This window comes from Streptomyces sp. NPDC007917 (assembly GCF_042959105.1).
Lineage (GTDB): Bacteria > Actinomycetota > Actinomycetes > Streptomycetales > Streptomycetaceae > Streptomyces.
Window position 1 is genome coordinate 341,886 of the sequence record NZ_JBIBKK010000002.1, and the last position, 19,922, is coordinate 361,807.

Below are 19,922 nucleotides of genomic sequence, written 5' to 3' on the forward strand. Positions count from 1 at the left end.
CACCGCGGCCTGCCCTCCTCCCTTCCTGCTCGGACACCCGCACACGAAAGGCGGACGAAAATGTCCTTCCCCGACACGGCCCCCCTCGGCCGGCGCCGCTTCCTCACCCTCTCGGCCGGTACCGCGCTTGCCGCCACCGCGCTGCCCGGCTGCGCCGCTTCCGTCGACGACGGCGGTTCCGGGGGTGGTGGCAAGACACTCACGATCATGTCTGTCGACAAGGAGATCGACACCAAGGCCGCGGAAGCGGCACTGGGCTGCAAGGTCAAGATCGTTCTCTTTGACACCACCAAGCTCAACGCCATGCTGGCCAGCAAGACCCCGCCGGATGTGGTGCGCGGTCTCGGCGCGACGGACACGCCGTACTTCGCCGCGCGCGGGGTGATGACCGATCTGGACCCGTACTACGCCAAGAGCAAGGCGCTCAAGGTCTCCGACCTGGACCCGGTCAATGACGTGTGGCGTTTCGACGGGAAGAAGCAGGGCGCCGGCCCCCGCTACGGCATGGCCAAGGACTACTCACAGGACTCGATGTTCTGGTACCGCACCGACCTGCTCGAGGCGGCGAAGCTGGACGCGCCCAGCGAGACCGAGCCGCTGTCCCAGGAGGAGTGGCTGGACATGGGCAAGCGCCTGGTCAAGCGCCGACTCGGCAAGGTCAAGGTGTACGGGCTGAACGCCACGGGCCTCAGCACCTTCTGTACGGTCTTGGGGATGACCGCCTCGGCCGGGGGCAGCCTGTTCGCCGAGGACCTGGCCTCGGTGGACTTCTCCTCGCCGGAAGCGCTGAAGGCACTGAACTGGTACCTGGAGTACGCCCGGGCCGACATCGGCCCGAGCGTGGCCAACCCCAACCCGGATGGCTGGGACTGGCCCACCTACCAGGCCGGCCGCATGGCGATGGCCGGCGACGGCTACTGGTTCGGCGGCTCGATCGGCGGTGACAAGAAGATGGCCGCGGTGTCCCGGTTCGCGCCCGCCCCCCAACTCGGCAGCCACCGCATCAGCCCCTGCTTCGGCGCCACCGGCTACTGGATTCCGAAGGACGCCAAGAACAAGGATCTGGCCTGGAAGTTCTTCGAGTGGTTCTTCGGCGGCAAGCCGGCCCAGGACCGGGCGGTCGGCGGCTGGGGCATCCCCACCTTGAAGTCACTGCACGCGAAGATGCCCCAGAGCACACCGTTCCAAAAGCAGGCGTACACAGTGCAGCAGCAGGAGCTGAAGTATTTGTCCGTCCTGACTTTCTCTCCGTATGCCCAGCTCACGGCCCTGGACGCGTCCCTCAACAAGATCCTTCCGGGCGCGATCAAGTCCAAGACCGCCGCGGGAAAGGTGGCCGACCAGCTCAACGCGGACATGAACAAGCAGCTGGCCAACGGAAAGAAGGTCCTGGGGTGAGCGTCGAGGTCACCGGGGCCGCCGCCGAGTCGCTCGCGCCATCCCCGCCCGGGCGGGCGGCAAGGCGGGCACGCCACTCCCGCTCGGCACGGGCGCGCCGCCCCCACTCGGTGCGGACGCGCCGGGCCCGTGCCTTCTACATCTTCGCCGGCCCGTGGCTGGTGGGCTTTCTGGCGCTGACGGCCTACCCGCTGGGGTACGCGCTGTGGCTGAGCCTCACCGACTCCGACGGACTCTCCCCTCGCACGCATTTCGTGGGCCTGGCCAACTACAAAGAGGCCCTGACCGATCCGGACACCCTGCACTCGCTGACCCGCACCGGGGTGTTCACCGCGATCACCGTGCCACTGACCATCGTGGCGGGGCTCATGCTGGCCGTACTGATCAACCAGCCGATCAGGGCCCGCGGTCTGTTCCGCACCCTGCTCTATCTGCCGGCGGTGGTGCCCCCGGTCGGCGCCGCGCTCACCTTCAAGCTCATTTTCGACCGCGACTCGGGAGCCGCCAACGGCCTGCTGGACGCCCTCAACATGAACGGTGTCACCTGGCTGACCGACCCCTACGCCCGCTGGGTGCTGATCGTGCTGACCCTGTGGGGCGTCGGCAACATCATGATCATTTCGCTGGCGGGGCTACAGGACATCCCCAAGGAGCTCCACGAGGCGGCCCGGGTGGACGGGGCCGGCGCCTGGCAGTCGTTCACCCGCATCACGCTGCCACTGCTCTCCCCCGTGCTCTTCTTCCAGGTCGTCACCGGCATCATCGCCGCCCTCCAGAGCTTCATGCCGCTGCTGATCGCTCTCGACCCCACCCCGCACGGCGTCACCGCCGTGCCCGAGAGCAACTACTTCTACATGATCAACGTCTTCGCCCAGTACTTCGCCAACGGCCGGTACGGGTACGCCTCGGCCCTGCTGTGGATCCTCTTCGCCTGCATTCTGGTGATCACCTTCCTCGTCTTCAGGCTCAGCAAAGGCGTGGTCTTCTACTCCACGGATCCGGAACCGGCCACCACCAAGCCGCGCACGCTCGGAGGCAAGCGATGACCCTGGCCAAGCGCAGCGCCGTCTACATGCTTCTGGTGGCGCTCCTCGTCCTCTTCCTCAGCCCCTTCGGCTGGCTGTTCATCACCGCGCTCAAGGACGTCAGCGAGCTGCGGGCCCTGCCCATCCACTGGTGGCCCCACCACCCGTCTCTCGGCAACTTCCACGAGGCCCTGACCCACATCCCCTACCTCGCCTACGCCCGCAACTCCCTGACGATAGCCGTCATCTACTCCGTGCTGGTGACGCTGGCCTCGGCCTGGGCCGGCTACGGCTTCGCCCGCCTCGACGCACCGGGCAAGCGCGTCATCTTCGGCCTGCTGCTGTCGACGATGATGCTGCCGGCCGTCATCACCCTCATCCCCACCTATCTGGTGTTCGCCAAGCTCAACCTGCTGAACACCTATATGCCATGGGTCCTGTGGGGCCTGTGCGGCGCCCCGTACCTGATCTTCCTGTTCCGCCAGTTCTTCTCCAACATGCCGAAGGAACTGGAAGAGGCGGCGATCGTCGACGGCTGCGGACACATCCGCATCTTCTGGCGCATCTTCCTGCCGCAGTCGTGGCCGGTCATCGCCACCAGCATGATCCTGTCCTTCTCCTGGACCTGGGGCGACTACATCGCTCCCGCCCTGCTGCTGGACAGCGACCGCACCACTCTGGCGGTGAAGCTCGCCACCGGCTACGTGAACGCACACGGCGCCCAGCTCAACAACCTCGTCGCGGCGGGCGCCGTGATGTACGTCGTGCCCGTGCTCGTCCTCTTCCTGATCATGCAGCGCGGCTTTGTCTCCGGCATCAGCACCTCGGGCCTCAAGTGACCAGACGTCCGGACATCACCCCGCAACTGCTGCGCACCCGGGTCATGGCGATCCTCCGGTCCGACGAGAGCTCCGGGCTGCCCGCGGTGGCCCGAGCCCTGGCCGCGGGCGGCATCACCTGCCTGGAGATCACCCTCACCACGCCCGGCGCGCTCGACGCCCTGGCCCGTATCCGCGAGGAGCTGGGATCCGGCGTCGCGGTCGGCGCCGGTACGGTCGTCACCCCCGGCCAGGCCCGGGACGCGCTGTCCGCCGGAGCCGAGTTCCTGGTGGCTCCGGGCGTGGACACCGCCGTCATCGGCGACGCGGCGCGGCGCGGCACTCCCTGCTATCCGGGCGCCTGGACACCGACCGAGGTGACCACCGCCTGGCAGGCGGGCGCGGCGGCCGTCAAGCTCTTCCCGGCCTCCACCGGCGGCCCCGCCCATCTGCGACAGCTGCGGGCGCCCCTGCCGCACATCCCGCTCGTCGCCGTGGGCGGGGTCGGGGTCACCCAGGCGCGGGCCTTCCTGGACGCGGGCGCCCGTGCCGTGGGCCTCGGTTCCCCACTGCTGCGCGGAGCGGATCGCGATCCGACCCCGGAGGCCCTGGACCGCCTCGCCGACAGGGCACGCACGCTGCTGGAAGCGGTCAACGCCACCGCACCGGAACCCGCGCCGGAATCCGCACCGGAATCCGCGCCGGAACTCGCACCGGAATCCGCGCCGGAACCCGCGCCGAAAAAGGAGGCCGGCTCGTGAAGGGTCTCATCGCGGAGCCGTATCTCGTGACGGTCGGCGAAGCGCTGGCGGTCCTCTCCTCGCCGGAACCCGGTCCACTCGCCCTGGGGGCGACGATGCGCCTGGGGATCGCCGGAGCGGAGTCGAACGTCGCCATCGGGGTCAGCCGTCTGGGCGGGTCCGCGGCCTGGATCGGCCGCGTCAGCGACGACCAACTCGGCGAGTTGATCCTGCGCGAGCTGCGCGCCGAAGGGGTCACCGCCGTCGCCACCCGGGACACCGCCCCCACCTCGCTCCTGCTGAAGGAACAACGGACCACCGACCGCGGCCGCACCCGCTACTACCGCACGCACACCGCGGGAGCCCGGCTCTGCCCCCAGGACGTGCCCGAACACCTCGTGGCGGGCGCGGGGGTCCTGCACATCACCGGGATCACACCGGCTCTGGGCGACGTCCCCGCCCTGGCCGTCCGCAGAGCCGTCGACATCGCCTCCGCCGCCGGAGTGCCGATCTCGCTGGACATCAACTTCCGCTCCCTGCTGTGGGACGAGACCAGGGCCAGGGAGACCCTGCTGCCCCTGCTGCGCAAGGCCGACCTCGTCTTCGCCGGATCGTACGAAGCCCGGCTCGTGGTTCCCGGAACACCCGAGGGCGACGGCCCCGAGCAGCTTGCCAAGAGCATCTGTGCCCTCGGGCCGGCCGGCGCCGTGATCAAGCTGGGGGACGCCGGAGCCTTCGCCCTGCTGGACGGCAAGGCGTACCGGCAACCCGCCGTGCCCGTCCGCGTCCACGACACGGTGGGCGCGGGGGACGCGTTCGCCGCCGGATATCTGGCCGAACTGCTCGCGGGTGAGCCCCCGGAGCGGCGGCTGCGGACGGCGGCCCTCCTCGGCGCCTTCGCGGTCAGCTCGACCGGCGACTGGGAGGGCCTGCCCCGCCGCGCCGAGCTGACCCTGCTCGACCACCACGACGACATCGTCCGCTGAACACGCCCCGGCCCTCAAGGACCCCTGAAGGACCCCTCATGCCGACACCGACCCCCTCCCCCGACGAGCTCATCGTCCTCACGGGCTCCTACACACCGGACACCGGCGGCAGCGGCGCCGGGCTCGCCGCCGTACGGTTCGCCCCGCGCACCGGCTCACTGGCGGACGACCCCCGGGTGTCCCCCGTGCCCGTCAGCGGTGCCTCGTTCCTGGCGCCACATCCGTCCCTCGCCGTCGTCTACAGCACGAACGAGGCCGACACCGGCGCCGTCAGCGCCGTCCTGCGGGGGAACGACGAGGCGCTGTCCCCTCTCGGGGCCCCGGTCGGCTGCGGTGGCGCCAACCCGTGCCATCTCACCGTCCACCCCGACGGGCACTGGCTGCTGACGGCCAACTACGGCAGCGACACCATGCCGGGCAGCGTGGCGGTGCACCGGCTCGACGCGGACGGGCGCATAGCCGAACTGACCGACGTCGCCGTCCACGAGGGGGCGGGCCCGGTCCGCGGGCGGCAGGACTCCAGCCACGCCCATCAGGTGGTGGTCAGCCCGGACGGCCGTTTCGTCCTGGCCACCGATCTGGGGGCGGACGCCGCCTTCACCTACCGGCTCGACACTCGAACGGGACGCCTGCGGCAGACCGCGGTGAGCCGGGCGCGCCCCGGATCCGGACCGCGCCACCTGGCGTTCGCGCCCGACGGCACCTGTGCCTGGAGCGCGGACGAACTGTCCTCGACCGTCACCTGCCACCGCTACGACCCCGAGGCCGGCACCCTGACCGCGGTCTCCCGCGTACCCGCCACCACGGTCCGGGACGTCGCCAACCAGCCCGGCGGAATCGTCGCCTCGCCCTGTGGGCGCTTCGTCTGGGTGACCAACCGCGGCGCCGACACGGTGGCCGCCTTCCGGGTGTCAGGCACCGGCCTCCAGCCGATCGGCGAGGTGCCCAGCGGCGGGATCTGGCCCCGCGGGCTCGCCCTGGTCGCCGGCCATCTGCTCGTGGCCAACCAGCACAGCGGCACACTCGCCGCGCTGCGCGTCCAGCCCACCGGAGCCCTCAGCCGGCCCGCCCCGGCAGCACAGGTCCCCTCGGTCGTGTGCACCCTCGCCCTGTGACGGATTCCATCCCCGTGGTGCCGCCGGCCCGGCCGCCTGTCACGCCTCCTGTCCTCCCGCCGTGGACCAGCCGACCAGGGCACCGCCCGACACCGCCTGGACACCTCGTACGACAGTCGCAGGTGCCCCTCCCCCTGGGCGCCGAACTCGCTGCCGGGCCGGACGGCGACGCCGTGCGCGCGCAGGGCCGCGACGACCTCCACGGAGGGCAGGTCGAGGTCGTAGCGCGGGAACTGGTGGAAGGCCCCTTCCGGTGCGCTGAGGGTGAGGCCGGGGATCGTGGCCAGTTCCCTGCGCATGATCTCGCCGCGCTGCCCGTACGCGGCGCGCATCCGGGCGACGTCTTCGTCGCAGTTGTTCACCGCGGCGAGCGCGGCGTCCTGGACGAAGGTCCGCCAACTAGCCGCGCCGACGCCGTCGCCGCGGCTACTCGAACCGGGCCGTGTCGCCCGCTCCCCGGCGCACGATCTCGGCTTCGCCGCTGGAGAAGTCGATGACCGTGGTCGGCTCGGTGCCGCAGTCGCCCGAGTCGACCACGGCGTCCACCACGTGGTCGAGCCGGTCCTTGATCTCCCAGCCCTGCGTCATCGGCTCGTCCTCGCCGGGCAGGAGCAACGTGCTGGAGAGCAGTGGCTCACCGAGGTCAGCGAGCAGGGCCTGGGCAACGACGTGGTCGGGAATCCGGACGCCGACCGTCTTCTTCTTCGGGTGCGGCAACTGACGCGGTACCTCCTTCGTCGCGGGGAGGATGAAGGTGTAGCTGCCGGGCGTTGCCGCTTTGATCGCCCGGAACACGTCTTTGTCGATGTGCACGAACTGACCCAGCTGCGCGAAGTTCTGGCACACCAAGGTGAAGTGGTGGCGCTCGTCGAGGTTCCGGATCGACCGGATCCGGCCGATGCCATCACGATTGCCCATCAGGCATCCCAGTGCGAAACAGGAATCCGTCGGGTACGCGACGAGCCCGCCGGACCGGATTCTGTCAGCCACATTGCCGATGGTGCGCTGCTGAGGATTTTCTGGATGGACGTCGAAGTACTTCGCCATCCGCCGAGCCTACGCCATCGGAAGACGCCTGCTCCGGAGCGTCTCGGCGTACACCGGCAGCCGTCGCCGGCGTCATCGGTCGGCGCTCTCGGTCTCCCGGCCGAGAGCCAGGGGCTGGGCGGCATAGGTGATGCGGACGACGCCGTCGGCGTGCCGGGCCGTGGTGGCCCGCACGCCGAAGACATCGCGGAGGATGTCCGGAGTCAGGACGTCCAGGACCGGTCCGGCCGCCACCACGGTGCCCTCGTGGAGCACCACGAGGTGGTCGCAGAGGCGGGCGGCGAGGTCGAGGTCGTGGAGGACCGCCAGTGTGGTGATGCCGGTGGCCCGGATCAGGTCCAGGAGTTCGAACCGGGCGCGGATGTCGAGGTGGTTGGTGAGTTCGTCCAGGACGAGGAGGTGCGGGCGCTGGGCGAGGGCGCGGGCCAGCAGGACGCGCTGGCGTTCGCCGCCGGACAGGGTCGCGTAGTCCCGGTCCTCCAACGGCGCCACGCCGCAGCGGTCGATCGCCTCGGCCACGGCCCGGCGGTCCTCGGTGCCGTCCCGCCCCATCAGGCCGTGGTGGGGCGTACGTCCCAGAGCGACGATCTCGGTGACGGACAGGCCGGTGGTGTGGCCGGAGTCCTGGAGGACGGCCGCGGTGCGGCGCGCGGCCGTACGGGTGGGCAGGGACCACACGTCGTCCCCGCCCACCGTGACCACGCCGTCGGCCGGGCGCAGCGAGCGGTAGACCGTGCGCAGCAGGGTGGATTTGCCGCTGCCGTTGGGGCCCACGAGCCCGACGATGTCGCCCGTGCGGGCTTCCAGGCTCACATCGCGGAGGATGGGGTTGCGGTCCAGGGTGATGTGGAGCCGGTCCACGGTCAGTTTCATACGCTGTCCATGCCTTTGTCGCGGCGCAGCAGCCACAGGAAGAACGGTGCGCCGAGCAGGGCGGTGAGGATGCCCAGCGGCAGCTCGTTGGGGCGGGTGAGGGTGCGGGAGAGGAGATCGACGACCACGAGGTAGACGGCGCCCAGGAGCGCGGTCACGGGCAGCAGTCTGCGGTGGTCGGCGCCGACGGTGAGGCGTACGAGGTGGGGGATCATGAGGCCGACGAAGCCGATGCCCCCGGCGACGGCGATGACGGTGCCCGTGAGCAGTGCGCTGACCATCAGCAGGACGGCGCGCAGCCGGTGGACGTCCACGCCGAGCGCGGTGGCGGACTCGTCGCCGGCCAGCAGGGCGTTGAGCTGACGTCCGTACAGGGTCAGCACGGCGGTGCCGGTGAGGACCACCACCGTGACCGTGGGCAGTTGGTCCCACTGGGCACCGGCGACACTGCCCAGCATCCAGAACATCACGGTCCGCAGTTCGGTGGGGGTGGCCAGCAACTGAACGAAGCTGGTCACCGACAGCAGCACGTAGCCGACCGCCACCCCGGCCAGCACCAGCCGGGTCGGGGCCAGCCGGCCCCGCCGCTGCCCGAGGGCGAAGACCAGGGCTCCGGCCGCCAGGGCACCGGCGAACGCCGCCCCCGACACGCCGAGACCACCGACCGCGGCGCCGCCGAGGGTGATGACCAGCACGGCGCCGAGGGACGCGCCGTAGGAGAAGCCCAGGACGACCGGGTCGGCCAGCGGGTTGGAGACCAGGGTCTGCAGCACCGCCCCGGCGACGGCGAGGCCCGCGCCGACCAGGGCGGCCAGGGCGACACGGGGCGCCCGGAAGTTCCAGACGATCTGGTCGAGCGCCGGGTCTCCGGTGGTTCCGCTGCCGGTGACGTGGTGCAGGAGGATCCGCCACACCTCGGCCAGGGGGATGTTGACGGCTCCGATGCTCACCGCCACCACCATGACGGCGACCAGGAGGACCGGCAGTCCGACGAGGGCCAGCGACTGCCGCACCCGGCTCAGAACGTGCCGGGGTGCGGCGTCTTGGCGATCTTCTCGACGGCCAGGCCGTTGCTGGGGCCCGGGTACATCGAGTGGGACAGGACCGCATATGTGTTGTTCTCGGCCGACGGCCACTGGGGGAACTCCTTGAGCGGTTTCTTGGCGTAGGCCGCCGGGTCGGGGGCGTTGGTGGGGGCGGCGTGTTCTGTTGCAGTAGTCGGGGGACAGGGCCCGCGAGTTCCCGGTGATGTCCCACCACACGCTCCCGACGACGGGGCGGGTGCGGTCACCGGCCGGGACGTACCGCAAGGGCCCGGGTGGTGACCGGCGGGCTGTCGCGGAAGTGGAGCGTGAAGGTCAGCCGGTCGCCCGGAGCGATCCGGGGCGGCGGTTTGATCATCACGTCCACGGTGTTCGCGGTCATGCGGAGGGCCCCGCCCGCCGGCACGGAGACCGCGGGGACCATTTCCATGCCGTGCATGCCCTCGCCGGTCACGACCCGCCGGCTCAGCATGGCGCGCGCTCCGGCCGGCGCCGTGACGCCGATCAGCCGGTCGTCGCTGCCACCGGTGTTGACGACGGTGAAGAAGGCCGCCGTGGCCTCGGGGTTCTGCGGTACGAAGACCCGTGCGTCGCGGACGCTCAGGACGGCGGGGGCGCCCGCCGCGCCCGCGGTGGTCCACGCGACGAGGGTGGCGAGGGTCAGCAGGCAGGCCAGCAACGGGACCGCCGCCGCGCGCGGCGGCCACCAGCGCGTACGGTCCGTGCCGGGCGCGGGGACCCGTGTGCCGTCGGCGGGCCGGGGAATCACGGTGTCGCCTCCCATGAGATCGCGGTACGGGCCCGCCCGGAGCGGTGGCCGGGGCGGCGCGGCCGGGAGGGGTTCCAGGTGCGCAGGCGCAGGCTGTTGCCCACGACCAACAGCGAACTGGCCGACATGGCCGCGGCCGCGACCATCGGATTGAGCCGGCCGACCGCGGCCAGCGGCAGGGTGACGAGGTTGTAGCCGAAGGCCCACACGAGGTTGGCGCGGATGGTGGCCAGGGTGTGCCTGGCCAGGCGTACGGCGTCGGGGACGGCCTGGATGTCCTCGCGGACGAGTGTGACGTCGGCGGCTCCGATGGCGGCGTCGGTCCCGCTGCCCAGGGCGATGCCCAGGTCGGCGGCGGCCAGCGCGGCGGCGTCGTTGACGCCGTCGCCGACGACCGCCACCCGGCTGCCGTGGCCCTGGAGCGCGGCCACCAGCGCGGCCTTGTCCTCGGGCCGTGTTCCCGCGTGGACCTCGGTGATGCCCAACTGTCCGGCGACGGCCCGTGCGGTCGCCTCCCGGTCCCCGGAGGCGAGGACGGGGCGCAGCCCCAGCCGGCGCAGGTGCTCGACCGCACGGTAGGCGTCGGAGCGCAGGGTGTCACCGACGGAGATGACCGCCCGTGGGGCGCCCGCCACGCGGACCAGTACCGCGGTGTGGCCGGCGGTCTCGGCGGCGCGGACCGCCTCCCGCAGGTCACCGGGGAGCCCGCTCAGCTCCCCGGGCCGCACCACGGCCACCTCCTCGCCGTCCACCAGGGCGCTCACCCCCGAGCCGGGGACGGCGGCGAAGCGGACCGGCCGGGGCAGCGGGCGTCCGTCCCCCTGGCCGCGGGCATGGGTGACGATGGCGCGTGCCAGCGGGTGTTCGGACCCCTGCTCGACCACGGCCGCCAGGCGCAGCACCTCGGCCGCGTCCGTATCGGCGTCTGTGCCGGCGTCCGTCTCGGCGTCCGTCTCGGCATCGGCGGGGACGGTGACGGCGATGACGCTCATCCGCCCGGTGGTGAGAGTGCCCGTCTTGTCCAGGACCACGGTGTCGATGTTTCTCAGCCGCTCCAGCGCCTGCACCCCGCTGACCAGGATGCCGAGCCGCGCTCCGCGCCCCGTGGCGGCCAGCAGCGCGGTGGGGGTGGCCAGACCCAGCGCGCAGGGGCAGGCGACGACCAGCACGGCGACCGCCGCGGTGATCGCGGCCTGCGGGTCGGCTCCGGCCCCGAGCCAGAAGCCGAGCACCGTCACGGAGACGGCCATCACGGCGGGCACGAAGACGGCGGCGACGGAGTCGGCGAGCCGCTGGACGGCCGCCTTGCCGGTCTGCGCGTCCTCCACCAGCCGGGTGATCCGGGCGAGCTGGGTGTCGGACCCCACGGCGTCCGCCCGTACCTCCAGCAGACCGCCGGAGTTCACCGCGCCCCCGACCACCGGCGAACCGGGCCCGACCTCGACCGGGTGGCTTTCCCCTGTGACCAGCGAGAGGTCCAGGGCCGAGCCGCCCTCGACGACGGTGCCGTCGGTGGCCACCCGCTCCCCCGGCCGGACCAGGAACACATCGCCGACCGCCAGATCGGCCACCGGGACCCGGCGCTCCACACCGCCGCGCCGCACGGCCACGTCCTTCGCGGCGAGTTCCGCAAGCGAACGCAGCGCCGACCCCGTACCCCGGCGGGCCCTGGCCTCCAGCCGCCGCCCCGCCAGGACGAACAACGGGACGCCGACAACCGCTTCCAGGTACACATGGGCCACCTCGCCGCTCGCCGAGGGCAGCAACGTCAGCGGCATCGTCATCCCCGGCACGCCCGCTCCGCCCAGGAACAGCGCGTACGTGGACCAGGCGAACGAAGCAGCGACACCGAGGGAGACCAGGGTGTCCATCGTCGCCGTGCCGTGCCGCAGCCCGCGCGACGCGCGGTGGTGGAACGGCCACGCTCCCCAGACGGCGACCGGCGCGGCCAGCACGAAGCACAGCCACTGCCAGTTGCGGAACTGCCACGCGGGCACCATCGACAGCGCCAGCACCGGGACGGCCAGCAGCGTGGTGACCAGGAGCCGGTCGCGCTCCTGACGCTCACCCGCCTCGCCACGTGCCGGCCGCCCGCCGCCCGGCTCCCGGCTCGGCCCCGGCCCCGGCCCCGGCCGCGCGGTGTCCGGCATCCCGGCGGGACCGGCCGCGGGGTCGGCGGGACCGGCCGCGGGGTCGGCGGGCCGTGCCGGGTATCCGGCGGCCTCGACCACCCGCACGAGGTCGGCGACGGACACCGAGGCGGGGTGGGAGACCTTGGCCCGGCCGGTGGCGAGATTCACCGTGGCGCTCACCCCTTCGAGGCGGCCCAGCTTCCTCTCGACCCGGCCCACACACGCGGCACACGTCATGCCTGACACCACCAGGACGGTGGACACCGGGTCCCCCGGAAGAGCCGGGGAGGCGGTGGGCAACGGCTGACTGGCCATCACCGGCCACCGCCACGCCCGGTGCCCGCCTCGAGAGCGCCCACGCCGTGCATACCACCCATGTCACCGGGGCCGCCGGACCCGCTGCTCCCCTCCCCGCCACCGCCCGCGGGCCGCATCCCGGGGGCCACCGGACCCACGAGACCGCCCACCGCGTACGCCAGCGTGAACAGCAGGGCCAGCAGCGCGACGAAGCCCGCGACCGGCCACACGGGCCGCAGGCGTTCGCCGAGGGGGTGGGGTGAGGGCCGGACCCGGCCGGCCGAGGGGGAAGTCATCGCCGCTCCACTGTGGGCAGATGGGGAAAGTCGCAGGGCAATTCACGTGTGCCTGGTCCCCGCGGCGCGCGAAGCGCCCGGGACCACGTGTACGTCATTGGTCGTCCACGACAAAGCGATGGTTCCCGGTGTCCCCTGACGGCGCGTGAGGGCGGACCAGTCTTCATCACGCCGATGACAATCCCGACGCGGACCGCCCCACGCCATGCTGTCCTGTGCTCCGGCTCACACCTGCCGTCCGGAACTCGGCCGCCCTCGCAGCCGACGACTGGAGTGGCGCGGTTCGAAGTCCGCCCGCCCACGCCCCGAATCAGGAGTCGTCCATGTCCACCGCCCCCCTCACCCCCGCCGCGGGCGGGTCCCCGGACGGCCGCGCTGACGACGATGCGCAGACCACGGACTCCGGGGACGGCTCCCCTGCCGGGACCGGCGGCTCCGTATGGTCGGGTCTGCGGCCGCTGGTCCTGCGGCTGCACTTCTTCGCAGGTGTGCTGGTCGCACCGTTTCTGCTGGTCGCGGCCGTGACCGGGCTGCTGTACGCCGGTTCGTTCCAGGCCGAGAAGATCATCTACGACCATGAGCTGCGCGTCCCTGTCGGTGACCGCGAGCTGCCGATCTCCCAGCAGGTGGCCGCCGCGCGCAAGGTCCACCCCGAGGGCGAGATCAGCGCCGTACGGCCGTCACCCGAGGACGGTGCCACCACCCGGGTGCTGCTCTCCGGTGTCAAGGGCGTCGATCCCGGCCACACCCTGGCGGTGTTCGTCGACCCGTACACCGGGAAGGTGCGCGGAGCGCTGGAGCAGTACGGCTCCACGGGCGCCCTCCCGCTGCGGACCTGGATCGACGAGCTCCACCGCGATCTGCACCTGGGCGAGTCAGGCCGTCTCTACAGCGAACTCGCCGCCAGCTGGCTGTGGTTGATCGCCCTCGGCGGCCTGGTGCTGTGGCTCGGCCGCCGCCGCAAGCAGCGCACCTTCCGGTCGGTGGCCCGGCCCGACCGCACCGCCACCGGCCGCAGGCGGACCATGTCCTTCCACGGAGCCGTCGGCCTCTGGGCGGCGTTGGGGCTGCTGTTCCTGTCCGCCACCGGGCTGACCTGGTCGACGTACGCGGGCGCGAACGTCACGGACCTGCGCGCCGCACTCGGCCAGACCACCCCGACCGTCTCGGCCACCGTGGCCGGCGGCGAACACGCGGGACACGACATGGGCTCCGGTTCCATGCCCGGGATGGACATGGGCGGTGCAGGGGACAAGGCCGGGCACACGGCCGACGTGGGCCTCGACGCCGTCCTGAAGGCCGCCCGCGCGGAGGGCCTGGACAACCCGGTGGAGATCGTCCCGCCCGCCGAGCCCGGCAGCGCGTACGTGGTGAGCCAGATCCAGCGCAGCTGGCCGGAGAAGCAGGACTCGGTGGCCATCGCCCCGGCCACCGGTGAGGTGACCGATGTGCAGCGGTTCGCCGACTATCCGGTGCTCGCCAAGCTCACCCGCTGGGGCATCGACCTCCACACCGGAGTGCTCTTCGGCCTCGTCAACCAGATCGCCCTGGCCGCCCTCGCGCTTTCGCTGATCTTCCTGATCGTGTGGGGCTACCGCATGTGGTGGCAGCGCGGCCGCGCCTCCGCCTTCGGCCGCCCGATCCCACGGGGCGCGTGGCGACGGGTGCCGCCGTATGTCCTCCTCCCCCTGGCCGCGGCCGTCGCCGTGATCGGCTACTACCTGCCCCTCCTCGGCATCCCGCTGGCGACCTTCCTGACCATCGACATCATCGTGGGCGCGGCCGCCCTGTCCACGCGGAGACGCTGACCGCCACGGCCGGGGGAACGCGATCACGTGCTGCCGTGGTTCACACCGCGCTGGAACTCTCCAGGGAGCGGCCCAGCGTCTCGGGGGCCATGGCGACGGAGACCAGAACGCCGATGACCGAGACCCCGCCGGCCAGCAGCATGGTGGCGCCGATCCCCCAGGCGTCCAGGGCGATCGGGGTGAGGAAGGTGCCGACAGCCGCGGCCACCCGGCTGAAGCCGGTGCCGACGCCGACCGCGGTCGCCCGGATCTCGGTCGGGAAGAGCTCGTTCGGGTAGATCCACTGGAGCAGCGTCGGTCCGCCGATGGCGATCGCGTACAGCGCGAAGAGCGTTCCCGCGGCGATGGGCGGCATGCTCGGGAAGATCCCGAGAAGCAGCAGCGGCACCGTCGCCACCGCGAACGTGACGATCAGCAGCGGTCGCCGGCCGTACCGCGCGAGCGCCGGCAGGAAGACCACACACCCCACCATGAAGACGAGCGCGATCGCCGCCGAGCCCAGATTGCCGTCACCGCTGTCGGCCAGGCCCAGGGCCGTCAGCAGCTGCGGGGCGAAGGAGTAGATGGCATAGATCGGCATGATCGAGCAGGCCCAGAAGACCGACACGAAGAGAGTGCGCCGGCCGTACGCCCCGCGGAAGACCGCGGAGAACTTCGCGGGCTGCTCCGGCACACCGATGTCCTCGAGCGTGGCGGAGGGTCCGAAGACCTTCCTCATCACGGCCTCCGCCTCGGCGGTACGCCCCTGGGCGAGCAGCCAGCGGGGCGATTCGGGCGTACCGAGCCGCAGCAGCACCAGGATCGCGGCGGGCACCGCCGGGCACGCCAGCAGCCAGCGCCAGCCGTCCTCGCCGAAGCCGAGCATCCAGTCGCCGAGGAAGTAGGCGGCGGCGCTGCCCACCGACCACATCACGGTGAGCACCCCGAGCAGCGCTCCCCGATGCCGGCGGGGCGAGAACTCGGCCAGCAGCGAGGTGGCGATCGGGTAGTCCGCGCCGACCGCGACACCGACCAGGAACCGCAGTACCAGCAGCTGTTCCGGGCCGGTGACGAACGCCTGGGCCACCGAGAAGACCACGATCGCGGCCAGGTCGATGGTGTACATGACGTGGCGCCCGAAGCGGTCGGTCACCCAGCCGAACACCATGCCGCCGACGAGCAGGCCGACCAGGGCCGAGGCCGCGAGCAGCCCCTCCCAGACACCGCCCAGCTGCCACTTCGGCCCGACCTGGGTGAGGGCCACCCCGATGACACTGAGGATGAGCCCGTCCAGGAATGGGCCGCCGGCGGAGTACAGGGTCAGCCGGCGGTGAAAACCGCTGAGCTTGCTGTCTTCGAGCAGATCGCGGCCGCTGCTCGGGGCGGCGGTCGTGGTGGGACTGACGTCGGATGGCACGGGCCACCTCCGGTACGGGAGGGCGGGAGCGGGACAGGGGACGACGGCAGGACAGCAGCCGATGGGGCCGTCCGGATGGCTCGTCGAATGGTGGCCAAAGCTAAGGATGATTGAACAATAGTGTCAAGAGGTTGTGACATCTCCCCTCCCTAGCCCAGCGATACCGGCGAAGGAGAGGCACGCCCTCTCTGGATTGATGAACAATCTTGGGGTAGCTTCTCCGGCATGCCAGAAGAAGAGAACGGAGTCGCGGCCGAGTCGGTCGTCGACCAGCTGCGCGACCGGATCGCTTCTGGGGCGCTCGCTCCGGGCGCTCCGCTGCGCGATGCGGCCCTGGCCGAGGACTTCGGCGTCTCCCGCAACACACTCCGGGAGGCCGTACGCCTGCTGGTCCATGAGGGCCTCGCCGTCCACCAGCTCTACAAGGGCGCTACGGTCAAACGTCTGAGCGTGGCGGATGTACACGACATCTACGCTGCCCGGCGGGCCCTCGAACTGCGTGCGGTGGAGCACAGTTTCAGCGCCTCCCAGGAGGCGCTCGACGCCCTCGACATCCCTGTCTCCGCCGCCGAGCGCGCCGCCGCGGCGGACCAGTGGAGCGCCGCGGGCACCAGCTCGCTGGACTTCCACCGCGCTGTCGTCCGGCTGCTCGGCAGCGAGCGTCTGGACAGCTTCTTCCGCACCACCGTCGCCCAGCTGCGGCTCGCCTTCGCGGAGGCACCGCACGAACCGGAGTTCCAGAGCCATTGGGTCGAGCGTGACCGGGAGCTGTGCGACCTCCTGCGCACTGGCCACCGCACCCAGGCGGCGGCCGCGCTCACCCGCTATCTCGACGACTCCGAGCGGCTGATCGTCGACCTGGTCCGCGCCGCCCAGCAGCACCACACCTGAGCCGCACCATCCCCACACAGTGCAGAGAAGAGAGCACGCATGGCCACCACCGCAGCCGCCTACCAGGCCACCAAGGGCGGCCCCCTCGATGTCGACAAGGCCTTCTACGACCGGGTCTCGCGCACCCTTGAGGGCCGCGAGCTGGTCGACAGCTTCGTCATCCCGATCCGCTCGGGCCGCGCCTGGGAGGTGCCCGCCGGGCACCTGTGCCGCATCGTCACCGTCGACGGCCCGCAGGTCGGCGACTTCAACGTGTGGAACCTGAACGACCCGCGCGAGCGTCTGTGGGCCGCGCGCACCCGTCAGTTGCAGCGCGCGCATGTGAGCACGTACGACCGCCTGTGGTCCAACCTGCCCTTCCTTCGCCCGTTGCTGACCATCACCGATGACACGCTCGCCGCGTACGGCACCGACGCCGAGGGCGGCAGGGTCCACGACCTCCTCGGCACCCGCTGCGACCCTTACGTCAACCGCATGCTCACCGGCGAGGACTTCGACTTCCACTGCCACTCGAACCTCGTACGGGCCGTCCTGCCCTACGGACTCACCGAGTTCGACGTGCACGACGTGCTCAACGTCTTCCAGTGCACCGGCCTCAACGAGCACGACCAGTACTTCATGAAGGACTGCCCGGCCCGCCCCGGCGACCACTTCGAGTTCTTCGCCGAACTCGACCTGCTGTGCGCCCTGTCCACCTGCCCCGGCGGCGACCTCTCCGTGCCCATGTGGGGCCCCGGCGCACACGATCCGGTCGAGGTCTGCCACCCCATAGGCATCGAGGTCTACAAGGTCGACCCCGAGCTGCTTCAGGGCTGGTCGTCCCCCGAGCGCGCCGCCTACCGCAATCTGCACGGCATGGTCCGGCCCCAGTGGCAGAGCTGAACAGCGAGGGACACAGGACGGGAACGCCCGTGATCGATCTCAACAGCGACCTCGGCGAGGGCTTCGGACGCTGGGAGCTGGGCGACGACGACGCCCTGCTGTCCATCGTCACCAGCGCCAATGTGGCCTGCGGCTTCCACGCGGGCGACCCGAGCGTGATGCGCCGGGTGTGCGAACGGGCCGCCGCGCAGGGCGTGGCCATCGGCGCCCAGGTCAGCTACCGCGACCTGGCCGGGTTCGGCCGCCGCTTCATCGACGTCGACCCGCGCGAGCTGGTCAACGACGTCGTCTACCAGATCGCCGCACTCGACGGCTTCGCCCGCCTCGCCGGGACGCGCGTCGCCTACGTCAAGCCACACGGGGCTCTCTACAACGCGATAGTCCACCACGAGGCGCAGGCCGCGGCCGTCGCCGAGGCGGTACGCCGCTACGACGCGAGCCTGCCGGTGCTCGGCCTGCCCGGCAGCTCCTGGCTGCGGCACGCCGCCGACGCCGGCCTCGTCTGCTACCAGGAGGCGTTCGCCGACCGCGCGTACACCCCCGAGGGCACGCTCGTCCCGCGCCGCGAGCCCGGCAGCGTGCTCCATGACCCGGACCGGATCGTCGCCCGCTGTCTGCGCCTGGTCACCGAAGGGCGACTCACCGCCGTCGACGGCACGGAGATCGAGATATCGGCCGACTCGTTGTGCGTGCACGGCGACACCGCGGGCGCGGTGGACATCGCCCGCCGGCTCAGCGAGGAGCTGACCCGCGCCGGTCACGCTCCCCGGCCCTTCGCCGCGCGATGAGCGGGCAGGCGGAGCGCTCCATCCGCAGGGCCGGTTCGGCGGCCCTGCTCGTGGAGGTGGACGACCTCGCCGGGGTGCTGGAACTGCAGCACGAACTGCGCCGGGAGCCGCCCGCAGGACTGCTTGAACTGGTCCCCGCGGCCCGTACCCTGTTCGTCGCGTACGACCCCCGCGTCACCACCCACGACGCCCTCACCCGCACACTGGCCGACCGAGTGGCCGGGCTGACGGGGAAGCGGGCCACGGACGCCGGGGACGGACTCGGCGTGCTCGACGTGCCCGTCCGCTACGACGGCCCCGACCTCGCGGCCGTCGCCCAGCACACCGGACTGAGCACCGCTGAGGTCGTCGCCCGCCACACCGCACCCCTGTACACGGTGGCTTTCTCCGGGTTCGCCCCCGGCTTCGGCTATCTCACCGGCACCGACCCGGCGTTGCGGCTGCCGCGCCGAGCCGAACCGCGCACCGAGGTTCCGGCCGGTGCCGTGGCCGTCGCGGGCGGCTTCACGGGGATCTACCCGCGCCCGTCCCCCGGCGGATGGCAACTGCTCGGCACCACCACGCTCCCCCTGTGGAACGAACGGCGCGACCCGCCCGCCCTGCTCGTGCCCGGCCGGTCCGTGCGACTGCGGGCGGTGAGCCGGCCATGACGGACATCGCCACGCCCTCCGCCACCCTGGAGATCCTGGCGCCCGGCCCTCTCACCACGGTGCAGGACCTGGGGCGCCCCGGCTGGGCCCACATCGGAGTGACCGCCTCCGGCGCCGCCGACCGGGACGCGCTGACCCTCGCCAACCGTCTGATCGGCAACCCTGAGGGCGCGGCCGCGTTGGAGGCCACTTTCGGCGGGCTGCGGCTGAGGCTGCGCGCCCGCGGTCCCGGCGGCGCCCCTTCCGTTCGCTATGTGGCGCTCACCGGCGCCCCCTGCCCGGCCCGGCTCGGCGACGGCCGCGCGGTCGCGCCGAACACGCCGATCGCGGTGTACGACGGTCAGGTCCTCGAACTGGGCCCGCCCCCATCCGGGTTGCGCACCTACGTCGCCGTACGCGGCGGCATCGACGTCGAGCCCAGCCTCGGCTCCCGCGCCACCGACCTGCTCTCCGGGCTCGGCCCCGCACCGCTGGCGGCCGGCGACCTGCTCCCGGTGGGCACACCCGGCGGCCCGATGCCCGGCGTGGACCTGGCGCCGCGCCCCGCCCTGCGGGACGACATCACCCTGCGGGTGGTTCCCGGGCCACGCGACGACTGGTTCGACCCCGTCTCGGTGCGGACGCTGTACCGGCAGCCCTGGGAAGCCACCAGCCGCAGCAATCGAGTCGGCATCCGCTTCGACGGGCCGGCGCTCACACGGGTGAGGGAGGGCGAGCTGCCCGCGGAGGGCATGGCGCGCGGCTCCCTGCAGGTGCCGCCCAACGGGCTGCCCGTGCTGTTCCTCGCCGACCATCCGGTCACCGGCGGCTATCCGGTGATCGGCGTGGTGCACGCGGCCGATCTGTCGCTGGCCGGGCAGATAAGGCCCGGGGGGCGAGTACGGTTCCGGCCCGAGTAGCAGCGTATGCCGACGCGGTGTGGGAGTACGCGGCCCGGCCCGTCGAGCTCGATGTCCGAGGGCGCGCAG

20 protein-coding genes and 1 pseudogene are annotated in these 19,922 nt (G+C 72.0%); 12 read left to right on the top strand and 9 right to left on the bottom strand.

Translation table 11 applies throughout. The annotated features are described in order from the left end of the window. The first annotated feature begins 60 nt into the window (after positions 1-60). Genes ACFZDL_RS04545 through ACFZDL_RS04570 form a run of 6 tightly spaced genes read left to right on the top strand, consistent with a single transcriptional unit; the run spans position 61 to position 6,082 of the window. A complete protein-coding gene (locus tag ACFZDL_RS04545; RefSeq protein ID WP_353591345.1) occupies positions 61-1,398 on the top strand; it encodes an extracellular solute-binding protein in 1,338 nt (445 codons plus the stop codon). Beyond that, positions 1,395-2,444 (top strand): sugar ABC transporter permease, encoded by a 1,050-nt coding sequence (locus ACFZDL_RS04550; protein WP_353591346.1) that lies wholly within the window; start codon positions 1,395-1,397, stop codon positions 2,442-2,444. Before ACFZDL_RS04545 ends, ACFZDL_RS04550 begins: the two co-directional genes overlap by 4 nt. After that, positions 2,441-3,262 carry a carbohydrate ABC transporter permease gene (locus ACFZDL_RS04555; RefSeq protein ID WP_353591347.1) on the top strand — a complete coding sequence of 274 codons (822 nt, stop codon included), beginning with the start codon at positions 2,441-2,443 and terminating at the stop codon, positions 3,260-3,262. Before ACFZDL_RS04550 ends, ACFZDL_RS04555 begins: the two co-directional genes overlap by 4 nt. Further along, a complete protein-coding gene (gene eda, locus ACFZDL_RS04560) occupies positions 3,259-4,002 on the top strand; it encodes a bifunctional 4-hydroxy-2-oxoglutarate aldolase/2-dehydro-3-deoxy-phosphogluconate aldolase (protein WP_353591348.1) in 744 nt (247 codons plus the stop codon). Before ACFZDL_RS04555 ends, eda begins: the two co-directional genes overlap by 4 nt. Next, positions 3,999-4,967, top strand: a complete 969-nt coding sequence (locus ACFZDL_RS04565) for a sugar kinase (protein ID WP_353591349.1) — start codon at positions 3,999-4,001, stop codon at positions 4,965-4,967. Before eda ends, ACFZDL_RS04565 begins: the two co-directional genes overlap by 4 nt. Before the next feature lie 38 nt (positions 4,968-5,005). Then, positions 5,006-6,082: a lactonase family protein gene (locus ACFZDL_RS04570; protein ID WP_353591350.1), complete on the top strand. Its 1,077-nt coding sequence runs from the start codon at positions 5,006-5,008 to the stop codon at positions 6,080-6,082. 116 nt (positions 6,083-6,198) lie between these two features. On the opposite strand, the pseudogene ACFZDL_RS04575 reads toward ACFZDL_RS04570, so the two are convergent. From ACFZDL_RS04575 to ACFZDL_RS04610, 8 genes and pseudogenes are all read right to left on the bottom strand, one after another. Next, positions 6,199-6,465 (bottom strand): annotated as a pseudogene (locus ACFZDL_RS04575) (aminotransferase class I/II-fold pyridoxal phosphate-dependent enzyme); the annotation flags it as partial. 43 nt (positions 6,466-6,508) lie between these two features. Then, entirely contained in the window at positions 6,509-7,129 is a 621-nt protein-coding gene (locus ACFZDL_RS04580; protein ID WP_353591351.1) for an L-threonylcarbamoyladenylate synthase, read from the bottom strand. Positions 7,130-7,201: 72 nt separating this feature from the next. Further along, on the bottom strand, positions 7,202-8,002 hold the full coding sequence (locus ACFZDL_RS04585) for an ABC transporter ATP-binding protein (protein ID WP_353591352.1): 801 nt from the start codon (positions 8,000-8,002) through the stop codon (positions 7,202-7,204). Then, entirely contained in the window at positions 7,999-8,964 is a 966-nt protein-coding gene (locus ACFZDL_RS04590; protein WP_353591379.1) for an iron ABC transporter permease, read from the bottom strand. The genes ACFZDL_RS04585 and ACFZDL_RS04590 overlap by 4 nt, the downstream gene beginning before the upstream one ends. Before the next feature lie 56 nt (positions 8,965-9,020). Then, complete coding sequence (locus ACFZDL_RS04595) at positions 9,021-9,293, bottom strand: hypothetical protein (RefSeq protein ID WP_353591353.1); 273 nt, start codon at positions 9,291-9,293, stop codon at positions 9,021-9,023. Then, positions 9,290-9,829 carry a copper chaperone PCu(A)C gene (locus ACFZDL_RS04600; RefSeq protein WP_353591354.1) on the bottom strand — a complete coding sequence of 180 codons (540 nt, stop codon included), beginning with the start codon at positions 9,827-9,829 and terminating at the stop codon, positions 9,290-9,292. The genes ACFZDL_RS04595 and ACFZDL_RS04600 overlap by 4 nt, the downstream gene beginning before the upstream one ends. Further along, on the bottom strand, positions 9,811-12,261 hold the full coding sequence (locus ACFZDL_RS04605; RefSeq protein WP_353591355.1) for a heavy metal translocating P-type ATPase: 2,451 nt from the start codon (positions 12,259-12,261) through the stop codon (positions 9,811-9,813). The genes ACFZDL_RS04600 and ACFZDL_RS04605 overlap by 19 nt, the downstream gene beginning before the upstream one ends. After that, the gene (locus ACFZDL_RS04610; protein WP_353591356.1) at positions 12,261-12,539 is read right to left on the bottom strand and encodes a hypothetical protein; all 279 of its coding nucleotides are present in this window, start codon (positions 12,537-12,539) and stop codon (positions 12,261-12,263) included. The genes ACFZDL_RS04605 and ACFZDL_RS04610 overlap by 1 nt, the downstream gene beginning before the upstream one ends. A gap of 323 nt (positions 12,540-12,862) precedes the next feature. Between ACFZDL_RS04610 and ACFZDL_RS04615 the strand changes: the two genes are divergently transcribed. Then, positions 12,863-14,347, top strand: coding sequence for a PepSY domain-containing protein (locus ACFZDL_RS04615; protein ID WP_353591357.1), 1,485 nt, complete (start codon positions 12,863-12,865; stop codon positions 14,345-14,347). Positions 14,348-14,387: 40 nt separating this feature from the next. Here ACFZDL_RS04615 and ACFZDL_RS04620 read toward each other — a convergent pair whose 3' ends face one another. Continuing rightward, positions 14,388-15,743: an MFS transporter gene (locus ACFZDL_RS04620; protein ID WP_353591358.1), complete on the bottom strand. Its 1,356-nt coding sequence runs from the start codon at positions 15,741-15,743 to the stop codon at positions 14,388-14,390. Positions 15,744-15,968: 225 nt separating this feature from the next. On the opposite strand from ACFZDL_RS04620, the gene ACFZDL_RS04625 reads away from it, so the two are divergent. From ACFZDL_RS04625 to ACFZDL_RS04645, 5 genes are read left to right on the top strand one after another with little or no spacing between them, the layout of a single operon-like run. Next, positions 15,969-16,634, top strand: a complete 666-nt coding sequence (locus tag ACFZDL_RS04625; RefSeq protein ID WP_353591359.1) for a GntR family transcriptional regulator — start codon at positions 15,969-15,971, stop codon at positions 16,632-16,634. A gap of 39 nt (positions 16,635-16,673) precedes the next feature. Next, a complete protein-coding gene (locus ACFZDL_RS04630; protein ID WP_353591360.1) occupies positions 16,674-17,516 on the top strand; it encodes an urea carboxylase-associated family protein in 843 nt (280 codons plus the stop codon). A 29-nt stretch (positions 17,517-17,545) separates the two neighbouring features. Further along, positions 17,546-18,304: a 5-oxoprolinase subunit PxpA gene (locus ACFZDL_RS04635; RefSeq protein ID WP_353591361.1), complete on the top strand. Its 759-nt coding sequence runs from the start codon at positions 17,546-17,548 to the stop codon at positions 18,302-18,304. Continuing rightward, positions 18,301-18,954, top strand: a complete 654-nt coding sequence (locus ACFZDL_RS04640) for an allophanate hydrolase subunit 1 (protein WP_353591362.1) — start codon at positions 18,301-18,303, stop codon at positions 18,952-18,954. The genes ACFZDL_RS04635 and ACFZDL_RS04640 overlap by 4 nt, the downstream gene beginning before the upstream one ends. After that, positions 18,951-19,853, top strand: a complete 903-nt coding sequence (locus ACFZDL_RS04645) for a biotin-dependent carboxyltransferase family protein (RefSeq protein WP_353591363.1) — start codon at positions 18,951-18,953, stop codon at positions 19,851-19,853. Before ACFZDL_RS04640 ends, ACFZDL_RS04645 begins: the two co-directional genes overlap by 4 nt. The last annotated feature ends 69 nt before the right edge of the window (positions 19,854-19,922 follow it).